This is a genomic window from Rhizobium sp. P38BS-XIX, assembly GCF_012641435.1.
Classification (GTDB): domain Bacteria; phylum Pseudomonadota; class Alphaproteobacteria; order Rhizobiales; family Rhizobiaceae; genus Rhizobium.
The window spans coordinates 315,316-338,127 of the sequence record NZ_JABAIJ010000006.1; the positions used below are offsets into that span (position 1 = coordinate 315,316).

A 22,812-nucleotide genomic window follows, 5' to 3' on the forward strand; every position below is an offset into this window, starting at 1 on the left:
TCACATCTCCAAGGAAGGCAGGATGTCGGTTGAAATCGAGGCATTCAGTGCGCCGGAGCCAATAAGGTCTGCGGCGGATTTCAGGTCGTTTGCCATGTAGCGGTCTTCCTCCAGCGACGGCACGGCGACGCGGATGGCTGATATGGCAAGCGTCAGTTCCGGGCTGGTCGTCAGCGGCGCGCGCAGCTCGACACCCTGAGCGGCGGTCAGCGCTTCGATGCCGATGATGCCGAAGAGGTTTTCGGTCATCTGCAGAAGACGGCGCGCGCCATGGCAGGCCATGGACACATGGTCTTCCTGGTTGGCCGACGTCGGCGTCGAATCGACCGAAGCCGGATGCGACATCTGCTTGTTTTCCGACATCAGCGCTGCCGACGTCACTTCGGCGATCATCAAGCCCGAGTTCAGGCCAGGCTTCTTGGCGAGGAAGGCCGGCAGGCCATAGCTCAGTGCGGGATCGACGAGCAACGCGATACGACGCTGGGCGATCGCGCCGATTTCACAAACGGCGATGGCGATCTGGTCGGCCGCAAAGGCGACCGGCTCTGCATGGAAATTGCCGCCGGAAATGACAGAATTGTCCGAAAGCACCAGCGGATTGTCGGTCACGGCATTGGCTTCGATTTCGAGCGTGCGGCCGACGGAGCGCAGAAGGTCGAGGCAGGCGCCATCCACTTGCGGCTGGCAGCGGATGCAATAAGGGTCCTGCACGCGCTCGTCGCCCTCTATATGGCTTTCGCGGATCACGGAGCCGGCCAGAAGGCCGCGAAGGGCAGCGGCGGTATCGATCTGGCCCTTATGGCCACGCAGAGTGTGGATATCCGGATGGAACGGGGCGGAAGAGCCCATGGCCGCATCCGTCGACATGGCGCCGGTGATGAGAGCGGCCTGCGCGGCGCGATGGGCACGGAAGAGGCCGGCAAGCGCAAGACCGGTCGACACCTGCGTGCCGTTGATCAGCGCCAGACCTTCCTTGGCGGCGAGCACGACCGGCTTCAAACCGGCCTTCTCGAGCGCTGCCGCGCCCGAAAGCTGTTCGCCAGCGTAGAAGGCTTCGCCATGACCCATCATGACGGCGGTCATGTGCGCGAGCGGCGCAAGATCGCCCGACGCGCCGACGGAACCCTTTTCCGGAATGAGTGGAATAACGCCCTTCTCGAGCATGCCTTCGATCAACCGCACCAGTTCCAGCCGCACGCCGGACGCACCGCGACCGAGAGAAACCAGCTTCAGCGACATGATCAAGCGAACGACGTTTTCAGGCAGCGGCTGGCCGACGCCGCAGCAATGCGACAGAATAAGGTTGCGCTGCAGCGTCGCAACATCGGCACTGTCGATCTTGATGGATGCCAGTTTGCCGAAGCCGGTGTTGATGCCATAGACCGGCGCGTTGCCGGCCGCGATTTCAGCGATGCGGGCAGCCGCCTTGGCGATACCGGCATCGAAGGAGGCATCGAGTTTGGCGGGCTCACCGGTCCAGTAGATTGCCGCCAGTTGCTGCAGCGAAACGGAGCCGGGATGGAGAACGACGGTCATCGGTGGAACCTTTTTCCCTTGAAGACATGGGCATGGAGGGGATTGAAGCCGATGCGGTAGACGAGCTCCGCCAGGCTTTCGACATCCCATATGGCAAAATCGGCAGACTTGCTGGCTTCGAGCGTGCCCGTTTCGGAGAGCAGCCCAAGGGCGCGGGCGCCTTCACGCGTCGCGCCGGCTATGCACTCTTCCACAGTCAGGCCAAACAGGGTCGCGGCCATGTTCATGGTGAGGAGCATCGAGGTCAGCGGCGACGTGCCGGGATTGCAATCGGTCGCAATCGCGATCGGCACGCCGGCATCGCGCAGCGCCTGAACCGGCGGCTTCTGCTTCTCGTGAATGGCGTAGAACGCGCCAGGGAGCAGCACGGCCACGGTGCCGGAGGCCGCCATTGCCTTGACGCCATTCTCATCCAGATACTCGACATGGTCGGCAGACAGCGCGCCATAGGAGGCCGCAAGTTTCGCGCCGCCGAGATTGGAGAGCTGCTCCGCATGCAGCTTCATCGGAATGCCGAGGGATTTTGCAAGATCGAAGACGCGGGCGATTTCAGCCGTCGAAAAGGCAATGCCTTCGCAGAAACCATCGACGGCATCGACGAGCCCTTCGGCATGAGCCTGCTTAAGGCCCGGCAGCACGACATCGGTGATATAGTCGCCGTTGCGACCCTTGTAGTCGGCCGGCGTGGCATGGGCACCGAGATAGGAGGTGACGACACGAACGGGGCGAACATCGGCGAGCTTGCGCGCAGCGCGCAGCATCTTCAGTTCAGATTCGATGCTGAGACCATAGCCCGACTTCACCTCGATGGTGGTGACGCCTTCGGAAAGTAGCGTATCGAGCCGCGGCAGAGCGATGGCCACAAGTTCATCGACGGCGAGCGCGCGGGTCGCGTTGACGGAGGAAACGATGCCGCCGCCGGCGCGGGCGATCTCTTCGTAGCTCGCGCCTTCCAGCCGCATCTCGAATTCGCGGGCGCGGTTGCCGCCATAGACGATATGCGTATGGCAATCGACCAGACCCGGGGTCACCCAGCGGCCTTCGAGGTCGATCGTTTCAGCACCGGACGCGTCGGGCACGTCGGCTTCATGGCCGGCAAAAACGATCCGGCCGTCCCTGGTCACGATCGCACCCTTCTCAATGATGCCAAGCCGTGCCTCGCCCTCTTTCAGGGTCGCCAGACGGAGATTGCGCCACAGCCGACTTGTCGAGCCGTTTTCCTTGCTATCTTCGGAAAAATTGTTCCCACGCATCAGCTTTACGCCTTTCATCGTTGGCTCATAATGTATATACATAATAAAAAGGCTGACAAGAGGGATTTTGGACTCCGTGTCCGAAAGGAAAGGGTGAGACCATGACGAAACTTCATGCACGCACTGCACTGCTTGGCGACGGATGGCACGAGAATGTGCGGTTAACCCTCGAAGGCGGCCGGATCGCCGAGATCGCGACGGATGTTGCGCCCGAAAGCGGCGACGACAGACAGGGCATCCTCGTGCCGGCTGTGCCGAACCTTCACAGCCATGCCTTCCAGCGCGCCATGGGCGGCCTTGCCGAAGTCCGCGGCCCGGCCAACGACAGCTTCTGGAGCTGGCGTACCGTCATGTACAAGTTCGCGCTGTCGATGACCCCCGACCACGTCGAAGCGGTTGCCGCGCAGCTTTATATGGAAATGCTCGAAGCCGGCTTCTCGCGCGTCGGCGAATTTCACTACCTGCATCATGACAAGGACGGCAGCCACTATGCCAATATCGCCGAACTGGCCGAGCGCATCGGCGCAGCCAGCGCCGAAACCGGTATTGCGCTGACGCTTCTGCCCGTTTTCTACGCCCATTCCGGCTTCGGTGGTGCTGCACCCATCGAGGGCCAGCGCCGTTTCATCAACTCGATCGACAGCTTTGAAGCGCTGATGGCAGGCTGCCGCACGATAACCGGTCGCCTGCCGGGCGCAGAGCTCGGCATCGCGCCGCATAGCCTGCGCGCCGTGACGCCGGAAGAATTGGCGAAGCTCGTGCCGATCGCGGGCGACGGGCCGATCCATATCCATGTTGCCGAACAGGTGAAGGAAGTCGAGGATTGCATCGCCTGGTCAGGCGCCCGCCCGGTGCAATGGCTGCTCGACAACGCGCCCGTCAATGAGCGCTGGTGCCTGATCCATGCCACGCACATGACCGAGGACGAAACCCGGCGCATGGCAAGAAGCGGCGCTATTGCCGGCCTTTGCCCCATCACCGAGGCCAATCTGGGCGACGGCGCGTTTGCTGCCCCGCTCTTCCTGCAGGAAGGCGGCCGCTACGGCATCGGTTCTGACTCCAACATCCTGATTTCAGTCCCGGAAGAACTGCGGCAGCTCGAATATTCGCAGCGTCTGGCGTTGCGCGCACGCAATGTCATCGCCGAAACCGGCGGCTCGACCGCCCGCATGCTGTTCGATGGCGCGTTGGCCGGTGGTGGCGCAGCCCTGAAAGCGCCGGCAGGCCTTGCCGTCGGCAACCAGGCCGACATCGTTTCGCTCGACACGAGCGCCGTGCCCTACCTGTCCGGCGATCGGCTTCTCGATCACTGGACCTTTGCCGGCGGCGTCAAGGTCGATGGGGTCTGGGTATTCGGTCGCAAGCAGGTCGAAGACGGTCGGCACCAGAAGAGGGAAGCCATCTCCGCGCGGTTCCGCAAGGCAATGGCAGAGCTCCTCGCGTAAAAAGCGCTTTTCCTCTCCGCGATTGATCCCTAAGTAATCTGCGGGAGATCCATGTCTCACACGGAAAAGACGGTCGGTATGAATACGAGCAAAGAGGCCACACTGCATCAGCGTATCCTCGGCGATATCGAGAACCAGATCGTCTCGGGCGCCTGGCCGCCGGGGCACCGCATTCCATTCGAAATGGATCTGGCGGCGCAGTATGACTGCTCGCGCATGACGGTGAACAAGGCGCTGACGCAGCTTGCGCGCGCCGGCCTGATCGAGCGGCGCAAGCGCTCGGGCAGCTTTGTCACCCATCCGCAGGCGCAATCCGCCGTGCTCGAAATCCACGACATCGAGTCCGAGGTCCTGTCGCTCAACCTGTCCTATTCGCATAGGCTGACGAAGTTGAGCGAGCGACGCGGACGAACGGAGGATGCACGACGGTTGCAGTTTGCCGGATCGGTTCCGGTGCTTGAAATAACCTGCGTCCATTATGCCGGTCCCCGCCCCTTCTGCCTGGAGGACCGGGTCATCAATCTCGACGCCGTGCCGGATGCGGCCAAAGCCGATTTCGCCACCCTGCCGCCCGGTCCCTGGCTGATCAATCAGGTTCCCTGGAGCACTGCGGAACATCAGATCCGCGCCATATCGGTGGAAGGTGATGCCGCCGCAAGCCTCGATGTCCCGAAAGGGACAGCCTGTCTCGTGGTCGAAAGACGCACATGGAGTTCGAGCGGCCCTATAACCCACGTCCGGTTGACGTATCCCGGCGACAGGCACAGCCTGGTGGCGCGCTTTACGCCATCAAGCTGAACCGTGCCACACGTTACGGCCGCTGCTGCGCAGGCTCTGTCTGCATCGGAATGAGACTGTCGGATTGACGCAGCGGCTGCGCGGGATCGACGAGCAGAATACTGAGCGCAATCAGCACCAATGCCAGAATCAGAATGATGCCGATCAGAAGTGGACGAATCGCGGTCATATCGGTTCTCCAATCTCCCCAGCCCGGCGCCACAGCGCGATAGGGATTTCGAAACAACCGCCTCAATCTAACGTCAAACATTAAGTAAAGCTTGATGTTTTCAAACTTATTTAGCCTTTTCCGAACAATTCTCGATCGGGCGGCGATTTCAGCTCACGCTTGTTTGAATAGCGGGCGGCCACACCGCCGCATAGGATCGATGCGTCGATGGCCACGCCCGTCCGCCTGTTCAAGGAACCCGCCGGCCCACTTCAGCTTCGCGTCAAACATGGCCGGCAGCCTGCGCGGCCGATACTCAAGGGAGACATCGCCATGCATCGCAAACGTCTGATCACGGGGGCGCTGACGCTCACCATCGCAGCCCTCGCCGCGCTGCAAAGCGTTGAAGCGGCCGAGCGCGTCAAGGTGCGCGGCACTATCGAAAGCCTCGATGGCGACACGCTCAAGGTCAAGTCACGCGACGGCAAGGACGTCACGGTAGCCCTGAAGGCCGGCGCAAACGTCGGCGGCGTCGTCAAGGCTGCCGTCGGCGATATCAAACCCGGCGATTTCGTTGGCATTGCCTCGCAGCCGACGGACAGCGGCATCAACGGCGCCATCGAAGTTGTCATTTTCCCGGCTGCAATGAAGGGCACCGGAGAGGGCGACCGCCCCTGGGACACGCCCAACAGCTCGATGACCAATGCCACGGTCGCCAACGCGGTAACCTCGGTCAATGGCCCTACATTGACGCTGAAATACAAGGGTGGCGAGCGCAAGATCAACATCCCCAACGGCACGCCCATCGTAACCCTGGCATCGGCCACCAAGTCCGATCTGAAGCCTGGCGCCGGCGTCTTCATCACCGGAGAGCGCAACAGCGATTCCACGGTATCGGCCGAGCGTGTCGCTGTCGGCCTCAACGGCACGATGCCGCCGATGTGACAGAGCGTCCGGCTTCAATCGGTTGCTGAACGAAAACAGGCGGACCGCAATATTGCGATCCGCCTGTTTTTATAGGTGAAAGCATTCAACTCCTTTATTCCGCCGCCTGCGCGTGCGGGCGATTGTCGAGCGCTTCATCGTCGTCATCCTCATCCGGCTTCGGCTGTTTCCAGGCGATCAGGCGATAGAACATCGGGATGAAGAAGGTGGCGATAAAGGTTGCCGCAAGCATCCCGCCGATGACGCCAGTGCCGATCGCATGGCGGCTGGCCGAACCGGCACCGTTGCTGATGGCGAGCGGCACGACGCCGAGGATGAAGGCGAGCGAGGTCATGACGATCGGGCGGAAGCGCAGCCGCGCCGCCTCGAGTGCCGCTTCCGCAGCACTCATGCCGTCCTTGCGTTTCAGCACCGCGAACTCGACGATCAGAATGGCGTTCTTGGCCGCCAGGCCGATCAGCGTCACCATGCCGATCTGGAAGTAGACGTCGTTGGTAAGCCCGCGCAGATAGGTGGCAAGCAGCGCGCCGAACAGCGCGAAGGGGATCGCGGTGATGACGGCAAGCGGCAGGCTCCACTTTTCATACTGAGCAGCGAGAATCAGGAACACCATGATAATGCCGAAGATCATCGCCTGCGTGCCGGCGCCGCTGGTCTCAAGCTCCTGATAGGCGGAGCCGGTCCAGGCGATCTGGAAGCCTTGCGGCAAGGTTTCGGCTGCCACCTGCTGCATGGCCTTGATCGCATCGCCTGACGTATAGCCGGGCGCCGGATTGCCGGTGATCTTGGCGGCATTGAAGGCGTTGTAGCGTTCGAGCTGGTCCGGGCCGATGGTGCGCGTCACCTTGATGAGCGTATCGAGCGGGATCATCTTGCCGCTATCAGAGCGCACGAAGACCTGGCGAAGATCATCAGGCGATTCGCGGAACGGCGCTTCCGACTGCAGGTTGACCTGATAGTTGCGGCCATAAAGCGTGAAATCGTTCACGTAGAGGCTGCCGAAGGTCGCCTGCATGGCGTCGAAGACGGAGTTGATCGGCACGCCGAGCGCCTTCGCCTTTTCACGGTCGAGATCGGCACGGAACTGCGGAACATTGGTGTCGAGCGTGGTGCGCACACCTGCAAGTTCCGGCCGCTTGGCGGCGGCCGCCACGAGCTTCTGAGCCTCATCCGAAAGTCCGGATACACCCTTGCCGCTGCGATCCTGCAGATAGACTTCGAAGCCGCCGGTCGTCGAAAGACCCATGATCGGTGGCGGGTTGAAGGCAAGCACCATGGCATCCTTGATGCCCATGTTGGCACCGATCATCGGGCCTGCCAGATTGCGGGCATCGAGTTCTGGCGTCTTGCGCTCGCTCCAGTCCTTCAACGTCACGAAGGCGACGCCTGCACTGCTCTTCAAGCCGCCAGAGAGGAGGTCGAAGCCCGAGACCGCAAAGACGTTTTCGACGCCCGGCAGCTTCTGGGTGTTGACCAGTGCCTCGTCCATGACGGCCTGCGTACGCGTCAGCGAAGCGGCAGGCGGCAGGATGGCGATCTGGAACAGCGACCCCTGGTCCTCATCCGGAACCAGCGATCCCGGCAGCGTGTAGAACAGATAACCGGTGACACCGAGGAGACCGGCGACCAGCACGCAGCCGACGATGACGCGCTTGAGGAAGAAGGCGACGCCGGCGGCATAGCCCTGCGTCAGCCGGTCGAACGCACGGTTGAAGATGCGGAACGGCAGGATCGGCTCGTGATGGCCGGGCTTCAGGATCAGCGCGCAAAGCGCCGGCGTCAGCGTCAGCGCCACGATACCGGACAGCGTGACCGAGATCGCAATGGTGACGGCGAACTGTTTGTACATCTGGCCGGCCAGACCGCCCATGAAAGAGACGGGAATGAACACGGCGCAGAGCACCAGCACGATGGCGATGACGGGACCTGTGACTTCGCCCATCGCCTTGATGGCCGCCTTCTTCGGCGACAGCTTCTCCGTCGACATCAGGCGCTCGACGTTTTCGAGCACCACGATGGCGTCGTCGACCACGATACCGATGGCAAGCACCAGCCCGAACAGGGTCAGAAGGTTGATCGAGAAGCCGAGCAGATACATGCCGGCGAACGTGCCGATGATCGAGATCGGCACTGCAATGATCGGAATCAGCGTCGCCCGCCAATTCTGCAGGAAGACGAAGACCACGATGACGACGAGCAGGATCGCCTCGATGAAAGTATGAATGACCTCCTCGATCGACACCTGAATGAACTTCGTCGTGTCATAGGGGATCTCGTAGGCGACACCCTGCGGGAAGGACTTCTGCAACTCGTCCAGACGCGTCCTCAGCGCCTTCATCGTGTTGAGGGCGTTGGCGCCGGGCTGCAGGTAGACGGCGATCGGGATCGCCGGCGTGCCGTTAAGGCTGCTCTGCACCGAGTAGCTCTTGGTGCCGAGCTCGATGCGCGCCACGTCCTTGAGGCGCAGCGTCGCGGCATTCGCCGTCGAGCGCAGGATGATTTCACCGAAGGCGTCGACGTCGGGCAAGCGACCCTGCGTCGTCACGGTATAGGTGAAGGCCTGTGGATTGTTGCTCGGCTGGTCGCCGAAGCGGCCGGCGGCAAACTGCGAATTCTGTTCCTGGATGGCGGTCGAGACATCGCTCGGCGTCAGATTGTACTGCGCGAGCTTGTCCGGCCTCAGCCAGATGCGCATGGAGTAGTCGATGTCGCCAAGCAGGTTGACGTCACCGACACCTGGAATGCGCTTGAGATCGTCGACGACGTTGAGCAGCGCGTAGTTGCCGACATAGGCGCGGTCGTAGCGACTGTCGGTCGAATACATGGCGATGAAGCCGAGGATCGAGGTCGAGCGCTTGGTGACGACGACGCCGAGGCGCGTGACGTCCTGCGGCAAGGTCGTGACGGCACGCTGCACGCGGTTGTTGACGTTGATCGCCGCCTGGTCGGGGTCAGTGCCGAGCGCGAAGGTCACCGTGATCTGCATCGAGCCGCTGTTGGAGTTCGTCGACTGCATGTAGAGCATGTTTTCGACGCCGTTGATCTGCTGCTCCAACGGAGCGGCAACGGTCTGCGCCACGGTCTCGGCGCTGGCACCGGGATAAGTCGCGGTGACCACCACCTGTGGCGGCGTCAGCTCCGGATATTGCGCGATCGGCAGGATGCGCAGGCAGACAGCGCCTGCGAGCAGGATGACGATCGAGATCACCGCCGCGAAAACGGGGCGGTCGATAAAGAATCTGTTGCCTAACATCAGTTCTGCGCCACCTTTTTCGCGTCTTTAGGCGTTGCATCTGCGGTCGCCTGCACCGGAGCGCCCGGACGCACCTTGATGATGCCTTCGGTGATAAGCTTGTCGCCGGCCTTCAGGCCTGAGAGCACCAGCCAGCTGCTGCCGATCTTCTGGCCGAGCGTGACCGGATTGACGTGTGCCTTGCCATCCTGATCGATCGTGTAGACGAACTGGCCCTGCGGGCTCTGCATCAGCGCCACTTCGGGGATCGTGATGGCGTTGTCGAGCGAAACGCCCGTCACCTTCGCCCGCACGAACTGGCCCGGCAGCAGCCGGCGATCGGGATTGTCGACCACGGCGCGCGCCTGAAGCGTTCCGGTGGACACGTCGATCGTGGAGGACGTGAAGTCGACGACACCGTCATGATCGTAGGACGAACCATCGCCGAACGAGATCTTCACACCGAGATTCGGCGCCTCGCCCTTGGCCTTCTTCATGTCGATCAGGCGGCGCACTTCGGCAGCCTCGGCATCGGAGAAGGAGAAGTTGACATAGACCGGATCGAGCTGGGTGATGCTGGTGAGCAAGCCGCTGTCGCCCGTCGTGCCGATCAGGCTGCCTTCGGAGACCTGTTCGAGGCTGGTAATGCCGCCGACCGGGGCCGTGACCTGGGTATAGTCGAGATTGAGCTGCGCCGTCTGAACCTGTGCTTGCGCAGCCGCAACGGCTGCTTCCGCCAGCTCCCGCGCCGAAATGGCATCATCACGCGCCTTCTGTGTCGCGGCATTCTGCTGGAAGAGCGTGACGTTGCGCTTCTCTTCGCGCTGGGTCTGGGTCAGCTGCGCCTGGCTTTGCTGCAATTGCGCCTGAGCCTGCGCGAGGGCTGCCTTGTACGTCGCGGGATCGATGAGGAAGAGCACGTCGCCGGCCTTCACCTCGGCACCTTCGACAAAGTTTCTTTTCAACAGGATACCGCCGACGCGAGCCCGCACATCGACTTGCCTAAAGGCGGAGATGCGCGCAGCATATTCGTAGGAGAGCGCCACGGTCTGCGGCTTGACGTCGACCACGGTTACCTGCGGCGGCGGCATCTGTCCGGCCTGTTGCGCGAATGATGGGGATGCGCAGAAAAAGAGCAGCCCGGCTGCAAGAAGACTGCTGCGCAGAAGGAGGGTTTTATGCGTCGTCATGGGAAAGTCACCGCGATTTCAGACATTTTTGTTGCGTTGCAATATACAAACATTCATGAATGATTGTAAATATCAAATCGACATCGCTCGTGCGGCCGGCATCGGGAACCTTTTGCTGGCTCCAAATATTACCGTATGGAATCATGACGATAGAGCGCGGCGAATCCCCCCGTTTCGCCCGCGGAAAGTTTGAGGAGGAGCATGCGCAGAACCAAGGAAGATGCCGCCAAGACGAGGGAGGATGTCCTCAGGGCCGCCGCCGAGATTTTCTATGAGAATGGCGTCAGCGGCTCCAGCCTCGAAAAGATTGCCCAGCGCGCCGGCGTAACGCGCGGTGCGATCTACTGGCATTTCAAGGACAAGGCAGAGGTGCTGACGGCGCTTCACAGCGAGATCCGCCTGCCGCAGGAAACCATCGTCGACTATGCGATCGAGCATGGCCATGAAGACCCGCTCGGTCTCATCGAGCAGGCGACGATCGAGGTTTTACAGATCCTGGTGGAGGACGAACATCAGCAGCGCGTCTTTGCCATCATGATCCTCGGCTGCGAATTTACGGAGCATCCGTCCGACGCAGCCCAGCGCATCGTCATGGCCAATGACGAGATGTTCGGCAAATTGCAGAAATTGATCGAGATGGCCAATGAGCGCCATACACTCGGGCCGGTATGGACCGTGAATACGGCGGCACGCGGCATTCAATGCTCGATGAATGGCCTACTGGCGGAATGGCTGCGCGCCGGAAAGTCTTTTCCCCTGGTCGATGTCGGCGAGCGGCTGATCCGCAGCCTCGTCGGCTCGATGCGATGCGGCGACAACCGGTAACTATGCGCCAGCATGCCGCATGGCTTCGGCCAGTGAAATATCCGACTTGATTTCCCGCGTCGACATGGACGTGACCGTGTGGCGCACGCCGGGCAGCCGGTTAAGCTCCTGTCGCAGCAGGCGGTCGAGCGCCGCCATGTCGGTCGCGAGAATATGCAGGAGATAATCGGCCTCCCCCGTCGTCGCATGACAGCGCCAGATCAGCGGATGCCGGCGCACGGCGGCCTCGAATGCGTCGAAGCGCTCGACATCGATCGATACCTGCACGAAAGCTTCGAGGCCAAAGCCCAGACGAGGCGGATCGAGCAGCGTTCGATACCCACGGATCACACCCGCCTCCTCCAGCGCCTTCACCCGCTTCCAGCATGGCGTTTTGCTGAGACCGACCACGTCAGCAAGTGCTGCAAACGAGATGCGGGCATCGGCTTCAAGAGCGGAAATGATCTTGTGATCCACTGCATCCAATTCCATCGTTCTCTCCAAGCGCTATCTGCATATACGATCGTACTATATTTTTCCTGTTTTGGATGACAAATAGGAACAATGTTCAAGCTGAAATTTCGTATTCTTGGGGAAGAGCAAATGTGCTTGCCGGCGCAAAGCCGGAACCAAAGGGAACGGACTATGCAGAAGCAAGATTATTACGCGCGCATCGAAACGCCCGAAATGCGCGATTACGGCGTCTACCTGCAATGTGACAAGCTGCTCGCCTGTCAGAAGCCGTTGAACGGGATGGTCAACGGCGATGAACTGCAATTCCAGATCGTTCATCAGGTCGAAGAGCTCTGGATGAAGCTCATGGCCTACTCGCTGGTGGATGTCATCGGCTTCATGGAGGAGCGCAACACCCATCGCGTCGTGACGCTCATGGGCCGTGTCCATCGGATCATGCGGATGATGACAGTCCAGCTCGACCTTCTGGAGACCATGTCGCCGAAGGAATATCAGCAGATCCGCCTGCAGCTGGGCAACGGCAGTGGCCAGGAATCGCCTGGTTTCGGCTTTTTGCTGCGCATGCCGCCCGATCTCTGGCACGCCTTCAAGGCCAATTATCTCGATGCCGCTGGCCTGACGGTCGCAGACATCTACGATGGACAATACGATCACGGCGACAGCTATGTCGTTGCCGAAGCTTTGGTCGAATATGATGAGCTGTTCCAGAAGTTCCGCGCCAACCATATGTATCTCATCCAGCGCTCCATCGGCCTCGGCTCGAAATCGCTGAAGGGCCGCCCCGTCGAACTGCTGCAGGCCGGCGCGCGCCATCGCTTCTTTCCCGATCTGTGGGATATCCGCGCCGAGATGACGGACCGCTGGGGCAGCCACTATGGTGTCGTCCGCGATTCCATTTCCAAACCCGACGCCGCCGAATAGACGCTGCTCGAATATGCCCTCCGTTGCCTGACGCAACGGAGGTTCCCCATATGCAGTTGACGGATCCGCCATCGGCGCTTCCGCTGCGGAACCATTCAAGCCGCCACAGGCCGGCTTGATCCGCCATCACCAACTAGCGCCCCCTTTCATCGATGACACCTGCCGCGAATCGCGCCGCAAGGCTCGCCGCATGTCCTTGATCGCAGCGCTCACGGCCTCGCCGACCGTCCCCGACAGACCGTAGCCATGACCTTTCCTTGAGGAGACACCGGCGAATTTGCCGCAAGAATTGCCAAAACCAAGAAATATAGCCTATTGCATAATGTTGATAACAGGCATATTTGTTTAGTCAATTCACAGTCTAACCCTCCCCGGAGCCTCCATGACGCAGATTCAGGAAGCCGCCGCGCGACAGCGCGCATGGAAATTTGCCAGCGCTGACGAAGACGACCGACCGAGCCTTCCTGAAGTCAATGCGACGGTGAAAGTCCCCCACACGGGCACCTGGATCCGCCGTCTGCTGGCGTTTGTCGGGCCGGGCTACATGATTTCCGTCGGCTACATGGACCCAGGCAACTGGGCGACCGACCTCGCCGGCGGCGCGCAATTCGGCTATACGCTGCTGACCGTCATCATGCTGTCCAATCTGATGGCGATCCTGCTGCAGGCGCTGTCGGCAAGGCTCGGTATCGTCACCGGCCGCGACCTGGCCCAGGCCTGCCGCGATCACTATCCACGTCCGGTCAATCTGGCGCTGTGGTTTGCCTGCGAACTCGCCATCATCGCCTGCGATCTTGCGGAGGTCATCGGCACGGCCATCGCGCTGCAGCTGCTCTTCGGCATCCCGCTGATCGGCGGCGCCCTGATTACCGCGCTCGATGCCTTCCTGCTGCTACTTCTGATGAGCAAGGGCTTCCGCTATCTCGAAGCCTTCGTCATCGCGCTGTTGATCGTCATCGCCACCTGTTTCGCGATCCAGATCGCCGCAGCCTCGCCACCGATCGCTGCCATCCTCGACGGCTTCATTCCATCGCCTGAAATCGTCACCAATCACGAGATGCTTTACATCGCCATGGGCATCATCGGCGCGACTGTCATGCCGCATAACCTCTACCTTCACTCCTCGATCGTTCAGACACGCGCCTACAAGCGCAATGACGAGGGCCGCCGCGACGCCATTAAGTGGGCGACCATCGACAGCACCGTCGCGCTGATGCTGGCTCTCTTCGTCAACGCCGCGATCCTGATCGTCGCCGCAGCTGCCTTCCACACCAGCGGCCATGCCGATGTCGCCGAAATCGGTCAGGCATTCGAGCTGCTCTCGCCATTGCTCGGTCTGGGCATCGCCTCGACGCTGTTTGCGATTGCCCTGCTCGCCTCAGGCCTTAATTCGACCGTCACCGCCACACTTGCCGGCCAGATTGTGATGGAAGGCTTCCTCCGCCTGCGGATTCCGCATTGGGCAAGACGACTTTTGACCCGCGGCCTCGCAATTATTCCCGTTGTTTTCGTCACTGCCGTTTATGGTGAAAAAGGTACTGCGGATTTGCTCGTTCTCAGCCAGGTCGTGCTGTCCATGCAGCTGCCTTTCGCGGTCATTCCACTGGTCCAATTCGTGACAAACCGCGAGAAAATGGGCAGTTTCGTCGTTTCCAGAAGCATTGCAGCTCTTTCGTGGATTGTCGCTGCAATCATACTGGCGCTGAACTTCAAGCTGCTCTACGACACCATCTTCAGTTGACGAATCACCCGGAACGCGCGAATCTCCCCCTGTGGACGATCACGGCAATTAACGGACTCGTAATATTTGCCTAGATTTCGCCATGATTTGCCCTAGTTTGGGCCCACCGCAAACTGCAGGGTTCCTTACTTCATGGTCGAAAGTCCATTGCGCGTCCAATTTCCTGCAGAAGCTGCTATCCAGGCGCGGCCGCATTACGATTTTCATATTCCTTTCCTGCCACGGTCGGCGCATCTGCGTCACCTGATCGCCATTGGCCTGGCAGGAACCGCATCCTTCGGTCTGCTTGCCACGGTGCTTTATCCATTGCTGGCGCGCCATACGATCGAGCAGGCCGTGCCGATGCGCACGGCCCAGCTGGCGCCATCGCAGCCGGCAATGCCAAAGAGCACACGGCTGGCCGCAAAACAGCGCTTCGACGGCTCCCGCTTCGCCCAGGTTGCCGAGAAGGTTTCGAGCGGCGAAACCCGCATTTTCACCTATCACCGCACGACGCTGGTCTTCAAACCGGACGATACGGCGAATGCACGCGATACCATCGGCGCCATCAACGCGTCATACGGCGGCGGACGCACGGAGGAAGCGATATTCTCGCCGCCGTCCCTGTCGGATATCCGTCACGGCATCTATCCGCAGGCCACGCATTATGATGCCGTGCGCCGCTCCCGCTTTCCCGTTCGCGGCGTACCGCTGAACGTCAGCGTATCGCGGGCAACGACGGGTGAATCGGGCCGCGAGTTCCGCCGACTGGTTTCCATGCCGAAGGACAAGCAGGACCTGCAAGATATCCTGGCTTCGGCAGGCCTGAGCAGCGACGCCGGCGACGAGCTGCAGCGCGCGCTCGAAACCGATACGGTTTCGCCCGGCGATAGCCTGGAACTGCTTCTCGAAAAGAAGGGCCCGGGCGCCCGCCCGAAACTGATCATGGCGCGCCTGAGCGGCGACAAGACGCCTGAGCGTGTCGTTGCGCGCGACGACGCCGACAGCTTTGTGCCGATGGCCAACGACCAGCTGTTTTCTGCCTTGTACAGCGAGAGCCAGATCGATGCGCCGTCTTCCTCGGAAGTGGCTGCGGTCGATCTCAAGGACATAGACGAAAAGGATGAGGCCGCCGTCAGCGCCAAGCTCGAAAAAGCAGGCCTGACCAAGGAATGCGCATCCCAGCTCGTCAAGCTCGCCAGGGCCAAGGGCATTTCGCTCACCAACCTCGAAGAAGCGCCCGATAGCGTCGATCTGCTCTTCCGCAAGGCCGACGACGGCAAGAACGAGCTGATGTTCATCGAGTTTCATGCCGATGGCGACACGCATCGTTTCTACCTGCACAAGGATAGCGGCGAAGGTCCTTCGGAATTCTATGACGAGGGCGGCCACTCGATCGCCAAATCGCTCGTGCATCGCCCTGTGCCGAACGGCACGCTTGGCGACGGTTTTGCCTGGCGTATCCATCCGATCCTCGGCGTGAAGAAATTCCATAACGGCGTCGATTTCCGCGCGCCGATGGGCAGCCCGATCCAGGCGGCCGGCGATGGCGTCGTCGAGAAGATCTCCTGGGAAACCGGCTACGGCAAATATGTCCGCATTCGCCACGATGGCGGCTACGAGACGACTTACGCCCATATTTCGGCAACCCCGTCGGATCTGCGCATCGGCCAGCGTGTCACCCAGGGTCAGGTCATCGCCTATGTCGGCTCGACCGGCTATTCCACCGGCCCGCATCTCTATTACGAACTGCGCGTCAACGGCCGTTACGAAAATCCGCTGACGGCGCAATTGCCTGCCGGCACCAATCTCACCGGCAAGTCGCTCGACAGCCTGCGCTCGCAGGTGAGCCACGTCGACAACATCATGAGCTATCTCGATGTGCCGACGACGCGCGACAATGCGCCTCCGGCCTTCTCGGGATTCGAGCGCGAAACGGCGTTCGGGTCGAAGCACTACGGCGCTCCTTAAGCCCTTCCACACAACACATCTCATGCGCAGAGACGATCAGATGGCGGTGGTCTGTCGACTGCAACTCCTCGCGCGCGCCGAACCACAGGCATCGATCTGCAAAGCAGCCCTGATAATCGGCAATAGGCTTCCTATATCCTTCTTCGAATGCAGAACGTCAGGCCCATTGCCGCTCGAACGGCCTGGCCTGTTCTTTTAGGTCAGGAGGCCCAGCATGCCGGAAAAGACAATCAAGATCCCGGGACCGGATCATCCGATCGCGATCGAGGAGAAGCATGCCCACATCAAGGTGTCGGTCGCCGGCAAGGTGATTGCGGACACGCGTGAGGCGCTATCCTTGAAGGAGGCTTCGTATCCGGCCGTCGTCTATATCCCCCGCAAGGACGTCGATATGGCGTTGCTGGAAAAGACCAGCCACGAAACCTATTGCCCCTACAAGGGAGATTGTTCCTATTACAGCATCCCCGCCGGCGGCGAGCGTTCGGTAAATGCGATCTGGACCTACGAAAATCCGTATGAGGCCGTTGGCCGCATCAAGGATTACATGGCCTTCTATCCCGACCGTGTCGATGCCATCGACATCATCACCTGACGTCTGCCGACAGCGCTAACGCCGGGCACGCGAACGTGCTCTGCGGTTTTGCGATGAAGCCAGACGTCAAGCACGGGGCGCGAGCCAGCAACATGTGACACGCCTTAAAGAGCCAGTCCGCTCGAGGCATCGAAGACATAGACCTGCTCCGGGCTGATCGAAACATTGAGCGGCTGTCCGTAACGCACCGGTGCCTCGCCATCGACAACGGCCGTCACCTGATCGCCGGCGAGATCGAAAAGCACATGCGTCTGCGCGCCCGTCGGCTCCACAAGCAGTGTCTGGCCAGACAGCGGCGAACCGCCGCTGGCAAGGCTCAAATGCTCGGGCCGGAGACCGATCTTGACGCTCTGCCCTGCCTTGACTTTGCGTTCGCCTGCAATGCGCACCGGCGTGCTGTCCTTCAGGCGCACGGCAGGCGCACCATCGACCCCTTCGACCGTTCCGTCGAGGAAGTTCATGGCCGGCGAGCCGATGAACCCGGCGACGAAGAGATTGGCCGGCCGGCGATAAAGATCGATCGGCGTGCCCTCCTGTTCGATGCGGCCCTGGTTCAGCACCACGATCCGGTCGGCAAGCGTCATGGCCTCGATCTGGTCGTGGGTCACGTAGATCGAGGTGGTCTGCACCTTCTGATGCAAAGATTTGATTTCGGAGCGCATCTGCACGCGCAGCTTCGCATCGAGGTTGGAGAGCGGCTCGTCGAACAGGAAGACGGCGGGATTGCGGACGATGGCGCGGCCCATGGCGACACGCTGGCGCTGGCCGCCGGAAAGCTGCGCCGGCTTGCGGTCGAGTAGCTTGGTAAGATCGAGCATGCGTGCGGCTTCATTGACCCGCTGTTCGATGGACTGCTTGGTCTCGCCCGAGAGCTTCAGATTGAAGCCCATATTCTCGGCGACAGTCATGTGCGGATAGAGCGCATAAGACTGGAAGACCATCGCGATGTTGCGCTCGCGCGGCGTCATGGCGTTGACCACCTGCCCGCCGATCGACACGTCGCCATCGGTGATTTCCTCCAACCCGGCGATCATCCGCAGCAACGTGGACTTGCCGCAGCCCGAGGGGCCGACCAGCGCGATGAACTCGCCGTCCTCGATCGACAGCGAGATGTCGTGGATGACGGTAAGCGCTCCATAGGCCTTGTGGATGTTGTGCAGTTCGACGGATGCCATTTGTTTGTACTCCAATAAGGCTCAGGATTTCACGGCGCCGGCGGTGAGGCCGGCGATGATGTGTTTCTGCGCCAGGAAGAAGACGATGATGGTGGGCAGGATGGTCAGCGTGATGAAGGCCAGCACCAGCTCCCACTCCGTGCCGAACTCGCCGCTATAGACCATCATGCCGAGCGGCCAGGGATAGATCGAGTCCGAATTCAGCATGATCAGCGGCAGGATATAGCTGTTCCAGCTGCCGACGAAGGAGATGATGCTGACCGTCGCGATGATCGGCCGTGAGAGCGGCAACGAGATATGCCAGAAGAAGCGGATATAGCCGCAACCGTCGACAAAGGCGGCCTGGAACAATTCTTCCGGAAGGTTTCGAAAATAGTTTCGGAAGAGCAGAATGCTCATGCCGAGGCCGAAAGCCACCTGCGGCAGCACCACGCCCCAATAGGTATTGAGCAGGCCGAGATCGCGGATACGGATGAACAGCGGCAGGATGGCGGTGGCTGCCGGAAACATCAGACCGATAAGGAAATAGTTCAGCAGGAAGTTCGAGCCAAAGAATTTCACATGCGCGAAGGCAAAGGCTGCCATTGCCGAGACCGACAGCGTCAGAAACACGGTGAGCACGGCGATGATCAGGGAATTCATCATCTGCCGCCAGTAGCGGTCGCCGAACAGAATGCCGGTGTAATTCTCGAAATGCCATTCGACCGGCAGGCCGAAGGGATTGGTTCTGAGATCGCCGAGCGTCTTGAAGCCGCCGAGCGCGGTCGTCAGCAGCGGAATCAGCACGATGGCGGCAATGATGGTCAGCGACACATAGAGATAGATCTTCGTGCCGGTGGTCAGTCGAACGGATGAAGCCATATCAGTCATTGCGCATAAAGATCCGTTTGTAGCCGAAGGCGAGGGTGACGCAGATCACGAACAGCACGACGCCGACGGCGCTGCCGAGGCCGACCTGCATGCGGGTGACACCGAAATTGAACAGGAACGTCACCATCGTCTGGGTCGAGTTGAACGGTCCGCCGCCAGTGAGCGGCATGATCATGTCGAAGAGCTGCAGCGATCCGACGACGGCGAAGAAGACCGAGAGGCGTAGTGTCGAGCCGAGCAGCGGCAGCGTCACGTAGCGAAACTTCTGCCAACCGGTGGCACCATCGATCTCGGCCGCTTCCAGCACGCTCTTGTCTAGGGATTGCATGCCGGCGATGAACAGCATCATGTGAAAGCCGAAATATTTCCACACGATCACGCCGAGCACGGCGTACATCGCCAGATCCTTGTCGGCGAGCACGTAAGGAGTTGGCGTGCCGAGAAAATGCGCGATCGCGGCGAACAGGCCGTAATCGCCGTCATAGACGAAACGCCAGATCAGGCCGGCGGCGACTTCGGCAAGCACATAAGGCAGGAAGAAGATCAGGCGGAAGAGCACGACGCCGCGAATGCGGTTTGCCAGCATCGTCGCCAACCAGATGGCAAGCGGCACCTGGATCGCGATCGACACCACAATGATCAAAGCATTATTTTTGAGCGATGTCAGAAACGCGCCGTTCTTGAACAACACCTCGAAATTGCGCAGGCCCACGAACTCGGTCGGCGGCCCATAGCCGTTCCAGCGATAGAAGCTGTACCAGGCCGCCTCCCCCATCGGCAGGATGACGAAGATCGTGAACAACAGGAGTGCTGGCGGCAGGAACAGCAGAATGACCGGCATACGGCCGCGCGCGGCCGGCGATTTGCGCTTCGCGGCGGGCCTCGCTCTTGCGACGGAAGGCATGGTGGTCGTGGCGCTGACATCGGTCATGGGCAGTCTCGACTATTGCAGTTCAAATAAAAACCGGCGCCGGCACAAGGGAGCGGCCGGCGCCGGATGCCGCTAGAGCTGGTCCTGTTCGAAGGCGTCCTGAACCTGCTGCGCGCCATCCTTGGGAGTCATCTGGCCCGAAACGATGCCGACGGAGATGTCGTTGACGACACGGCCGACGGAAGGACCGAGATCCTGGTCGAAGAAGTTTTGATGCCAGGTGGAATGCGCCAGCTGATCGGCCGCACCGCGCATAAGCGGCGACTTGATGCCATCCTCGGCACCATTCGCGACGGGGATGATCAGGCCGGCCTGCGCAATGGTGCGCTCATTCTCGGCATTCGTGAGATAGGCGAGGAAATCGAGGGTTTCCGGCGGCGCCTTCTTGGTGACGGCCCAGCCGTTCAGGCCGCCGAGCGTATCCGTTGGCGCCCCCGCGCCGCCGGTCACAGCCGGGAAGGCGAAGCGGCCGATATTGTCGTCGGCAAGGCCCTTGCCGTCGCCGGCATTGACGCGCTGGGTGGCGACCGTCGTCTCGAAGCTCAGGATCATCGCAGCCTTGCCGTCACCGAAAACGCCAAGCGTCTGCGGCCAGGTGGCGCCGAGATAGCCGGGCTGGAAGGGATCGAGCTTGCCGAGTTCGGCCAGCTGCTCGCCAGCCTTGATGATGGCCGGATCGTTAAAGCCGTTGCCCTTGCCGTTCTTGGCGTCGTTGAACACCTGCTGGCCGCCGTCGCGCATGACGAGGTAGCTCCAGTAGAAGTGGATCGGCCACTTCTCGCCACCGCCGCCCGCAATCGGCACGATGCCGGCCGCCTTGATCTTCTTCACGGCTGCGAGATAGTCGTCCCAGGTCTTGATGGCATCGGCATCGACGCCGGCCTTGGCGAAGAGGGCCTTGTTATAGAAGAAGGAAACGGTGCCCATCTGATAGGGCACTGCGCTGATCTTGCCGTCGAAGGTCAAGCCCTTGATGGCGGCCTGATTGTAGCTCTTCTTCCAGGCGCCGTCCTTGGCATCCATGGCCGAGGTCAGGTCGAGCAGCGTGCCGGTCTGCTGCTGTTGTTTCAGCACGCCGCCACCCCAGCTGTAAAACAGGTCGGGAGCGTCCTTGGACTGCAGCAAGGTCGGCAGCTTGGCCTTGAAGGCTTCGTTGGCCAGGAACTGCATCTCGATCTTCGTGCCGGGATGCTTGGCCTGATATTCATCGGCAATCTTGCGCCAGATGGCGACATAGGCCGGATTGGCCTCAAGGTGCAGCCACTTCACCGTTGTATCGGCGGCAGCGCTCGTCACACCGGCCAGAATTGCCAGCCCGCTTGTCGCAGCAATAGCCGCGATGCGAAGGGCCTTGGCCCCACGTAGATGGATCATGATTTTCTCCTCCCAAGGGAACCAAGAGCCTCAATATTTTTTCCCTTATGCGGAATAATTCAACGGAGCTTTGCCCAAATGTCAACCGGCATCGCTAAATTTTCGGCATGATCGCGTCAAAATGGCTTGACATTGGGCAATGCCCATAGGTTATTTAATTCGCATTCCGTTAAAAATACCAGTCCGCAGCCGAGCGGGACCGTCATTCGGCGCCATTTTTATGAAAACAGCAGATCCCGAGCTTATGCGGGCGATAAACCGCTTCAATGTGCTGGATACCATCCGGCGGGCAGGCTCCATCGCACGTATCGAAATCAGCGACCGCACCCAGCTTTCGACCACCACGGTGTCGGCGATCACGGCATCCTTGCTGGACGACGGGCTGATTCTCGCCCGCACCGAAGGCGATCTGCGCGAGTCCGCCAGCCGCGGCAGGCCACGCGTGATGCTGGAGCTCAATCCAGATGCCGCGCGCGTTGTCGGTGCGAAAATCGCCGCCAATCGGATGGTATTCGTCGTCACCGATTTCTGCGGCGAGGTACTTTCGACGTTGACGCTGGCGCTGCGCGTCGATCGACAGCCGATCGGCGTCATCGCCGATCTTCTTGAAGATGGCGTGCGCCGCTGCGTCGTAGATGCCAATCTGGCTCTCGACGAGATCGATTCCGTCTGCCTCGGCCTGCCCGGCGTCGTCGAACATCGCACCGGCCATGTCCGCACCAGCCCGATCTTTCGCGAGACGGGCGTCGATTTCGCCAAGGAAATGTCGGAGCGGTTGGGTGTGACCACCATCGTCGAAAGCGATGCGCACGCCATTACACTGGCACATCACTGGTTCGGCAAGGCCAGGGACCTCGACGACATGGTGCTCGTGTCGCTGGAGCAGACGCTGGGTCTCGGCGTGCTGCACGGCGGCCAGCTCTTTCGCGGCGCCGGCGGCCTCAGCCACAATCTCGGAGACCTTGTGCTGGGCATGGGGTCGCAGGGCTTGATCAGACTGGCCAGCCTTGCCGGCGAGAGCGCCATTCTCGGTGACCAGCCGAATGGCGGCCGCTTTGCCGAAGCTGTTCGCCTCGGACGGGGTATGGCCCATGCCAAGACGCTGATCGATGCCGAAGACAACACGTTGATCAACGCGGCCATCCGCGCCGGCGAGGCCTGCGGCATGGCGCTTGCCAACATCGTCACGCTGTTTGCACCGCCGCGCGTCATCCTCGTGGGATCGAGCCTGGCGCTCGGCCAGCCCTTCCTCGACAGCCTGCGGGAGGCCTATTCGCTGGCCATTCCACCATCGATCAAGGGTGTGACCGAGCTGGTGTTCGACCAGTCGACCGACGAGACCTGGGCACAGGGCGCGGCAGTCGTCGCGCTGCGCGAACTCTACGAATCGCCCTGGGGGACGACGGGACCGGCGCCGGCTCTCTGATCCGCAG

At 61.0% G+C, this 22,812-nt stretch carries 19 protein-coding genes; 9 read left to right on the top strand and 10 right to left on the bottom strand.

The genetic code is table 11. The features are described 5' to 3' along the window. On the bottom strand, positions 1-1,536 hold the full coding sequence (gene hutH / locus HGP17_RS20960) for a histidine ammonia-lyase (protein WP_168812384.1): 1,536 nt from the start codon (positions 1,534-1,536) through the stop codon (positions 1-3). After that, positions 1,533-2,789: an imidazolonepropionase gene (gene hutI, locus HGP17_RS20965; protein ID WP_168812508.1), complete on the bottom strand. Its 1,257-nt coding sequence runs from the start codon at positions 2,787-2,789 to the stop codon at positions 1,533-1,535. The genes hutH and hutI overlap by 4 nt, the downstream gene beginning before the upstream one ends. 101 nt (positions 2,790-2,890) lie before the next feature. On the opposite strand from hutI, the gene HGP17_RS20970 reads away from it, so the two are divergent. Together HGP17_RS20970 and hutC are read left to right on the top strand one after the other, a co-directional pair. Further along, positions 2,891-4,234, top strand: a complete 1,344-nt coding sequence (locus tag HGP17_RS20970) for a formimidoylglutamate deiminase (RefSeq protein ID WP_168812385.1) — start codon at positions 2,891-2,893, stop codon at positions 4,232-4,234. A 78-nt stretch (positions 4,235-4,312) separates the two neighbouring features. Then, complete coding sequence (gene hutC / locus HGP17_RS20975; protein ID WP_168812509.1) at positions 4,313-5,032, top strand: histidine utilization repressor; 720 nt, start codon at positions 4,313-4,315, stop codon at positions 5,030-5,032. Positions 5,033-5,045: 13 nt separating this feature from the next. Here the strand turns inward: hutC and HGP17_RS20980 are convergent, their stop codons facing one another. Continuing rightward, entirely contained in the window at positions 5,046-5,201 is a 156-nt protein-coding gene (locus HGP17_RS20980) for a hypothetical protein (RefSeq protein ID WP_168812386.1), read from the bottom strand. Positions 5,202-5,513: 312 nt separating this feature from the next. Between HGP17_RS20980 and HGP17_RS20985 the strand changes: the two genes are divergently transcribed. Then, on the top strand, positions 5,514-6,125 hold the full coding sequence (locus HGP17_RS20985) for a DUF5666 domain-containing protein (protein ID WP_168812510.1): 612 nt from the start codon (positions 5,514-5,516) through the stop codon (positions 6,123-6,125). A gap of 94 nt (positions 6,126-6,219) precedes the next feature. On the opposite strand, the gene HGP17_RS20990 is transcribed toward HGP17_RS20985, so the two are convergent. Together HGP17_RS20990 and HGP17_RS20995 are read right to left on the bottom strand one after the other, a co-directional pair. Beyond that, the gene (locus HGP17_RS20990; RefSeq protein WP_168812387.1) at positions 6,220-9,378 is read right to left on the bottom strand and encodes an efflux RND transporter permease subunit; all 3,159 of its coding nucleotides are present in this window, start codon (positions 9,376-9,378) and stop codon (positions 6,220-6,222) included. Next, positions 9,378-10,547: an efflux RND transporter periplasmic adaptor subunit gene (locus HGP17_RS20995; protein ID WP_168812388.1), complete on the bottom strand. Its 1,170-nt coding sequence runs from the start codon at positions 10,545-10,547 to the stop codon at positions 9,378-9,380. The genes HGP17_RS20990 and HGP17_RS20995 overlap by 1 nt, the downstream gene beginning before the upstream one ends. A 201-nt stretch (positions 10,548-10,748) precedes the next feature. Between HGP17_RS20995 and HGP17_RS21000 the strand changes: the two genes are divergently transcribed. Then, positions 10,749-11,372, top strand: coding sequence for a TetR family transcriptional regulator (locus HGP17_RS21000; RefSeq protein WP_168812389.1), 624 nt, complete (start codon positions 10,749-10,751; stop codon positions 11,370-11,372). On the opposite strand, the gene HGP17_RS21005 is transcribed toward HGP17_RS21000, so the two are convergent. Continuing rightward, positions 11,373-11,843: an Lrp/AsnC family transcriptional regulator gene (locus tag HGP17_RS21005; protein ID WP_168812390.1), complete on the bottom strand. Its 471-nt coding sequence runs from the start codon at positions 11,841-11,843 to the stop codon at positions 11,373-11,375. Between the two features lie 153 nt (positions 11,844-11,996). Between HGP17_RS21005 and HGP17_RS21010 the strand changes: the two genes are divergently transcribed. The 4 genes from HGP17_RS21010 (at position 11,997) to HGP17_RS21025 (ending at position 17,029) form a co-directional block, all read left to right on the top strand. Beyond that, positions 11,997-12,746 (top strand): tryptophan 2,3-dioxygenase family protein, encoded by a 750-nt coding sequence (locus tag HGP17_RS21010; RefSeq protein ID WP_168812391.1) that lies wholly within the window; start codon positions 11,997-11,999, stop codon positions 12,744-12,746. A 382-nt stretch (positions 12,747-13,128) separates the two neighbouring features. Further along, on the top strand, positions 13,129-14,487 hold the full coding sequence (locus tag HGP17_RS21015) for an Nramp family divalent metal transporter (protein ID WP_168812392.1): 1,359 nt from the start codon (positions 13,129-13,131) through the stop codon (positions 14,485-14,487). A gap of 132 nt (positions 14,488-14,619) precedes the next feature. After that, positions 14,620-16,437: a M23 family metallopeptidase gene (locus HGP17_RS21020; RefSeq protein WP_246704158.1), complete on the top strand. Its 1,818-nt coding sequence runs from the start codon at positions 14,620-14,622 to the stop codon at positions 16,435-16,437. A 214-nt stretch (positions 16,438-16,651) separates the two neighbouring features. Then, positions 16,652-17,029 (top strand): DUF427 domain-containing protein, encoded by a 378-nt coding sequence (locus HGP17_RS21025; RefSeq protein WP_168812393.1) that lies wholly within the window; start codon positions 16,652-16,654, stop codon positions 17,027-17,029. Positions 17,030-17,133: 104 nt separating this feature from the next. Here the strand turns inward: HGP17_RS21025 and ugpC are convergent, their stop codons facing one another. The 4 genes from ugpC to HGP17_RS21045 all read right to left on the bottom strand — a co-directional run bounded on the left by ugpC (position 17,134) and on the right by HGP17_RS21045 (position 21,379). Beyond that, on the bottom strand, positions 17,134-18,204 hold the full coding sequence (gene ugpC / locus HGP17_RS21030) for a sn-glycerol-3-phosphate ABC transporter ATP-binding protein UgpC (RefSeq protein WP_168812394.1): 1,071 nt from the start codon (positions 18,202-18,204) through the stop codon (positions 17,134-17,136). 21 nt (positions 18,205-18,225) lie between these two features. Then, entirely contained in the window at positions 18,226-19,074 is an 849-nt protein-coding gene (locus HGP17_RS21035; RefSeq protein ID WP_168812395.1) for a carbohydrate ABC transporter permease, read from the bottom strand. Further along, positions 19,067-20,005: a sugar ABC transporter permease gene (locus tag HGP17_RS21040; protein ID WP_168812396.1), complete on the bottom strand. Its 939-nt coding sequence runs from the start codon at positions 20,003-20,005 to the stop codon at positions 19,067-19,069. Before HGP17_RS21040 ends, HGP17_RS21035 begins: the two co-directional genes overlap by 8 nt. 72 nt (positions 20,006-20,077) lie before the next feature. Beyond that, positions 20,078-21,379 (bottom strand): extracellular solute-binding protein, encoded by a 1,302-nt coding sequence (locus tag HGP17_RS21045; protein WP_168812397.1) that lies wholly within the window; start codon positions 21,377-21,379, stop codon positions 20,078-20,080. 220 nt (positions 21,380-21,599) lie between these two features. Here HGP17_RS21045 and HGP17_RS21050 point away from each other — a divergent pair, with 220 nt between their 5' ends. After that, positions 21,600-22,805, top strand: coding sequence for an ROK family transcriptional regulator (locus HGP17_RS21050; RefSeq protein WP_168812398.1), 1,206 nt, complete (start codon positions 21,600-21,602; stop codon positions 22,803-22,805). Positions 22,806-22,812: the final 7 nt, after the last annotated feature.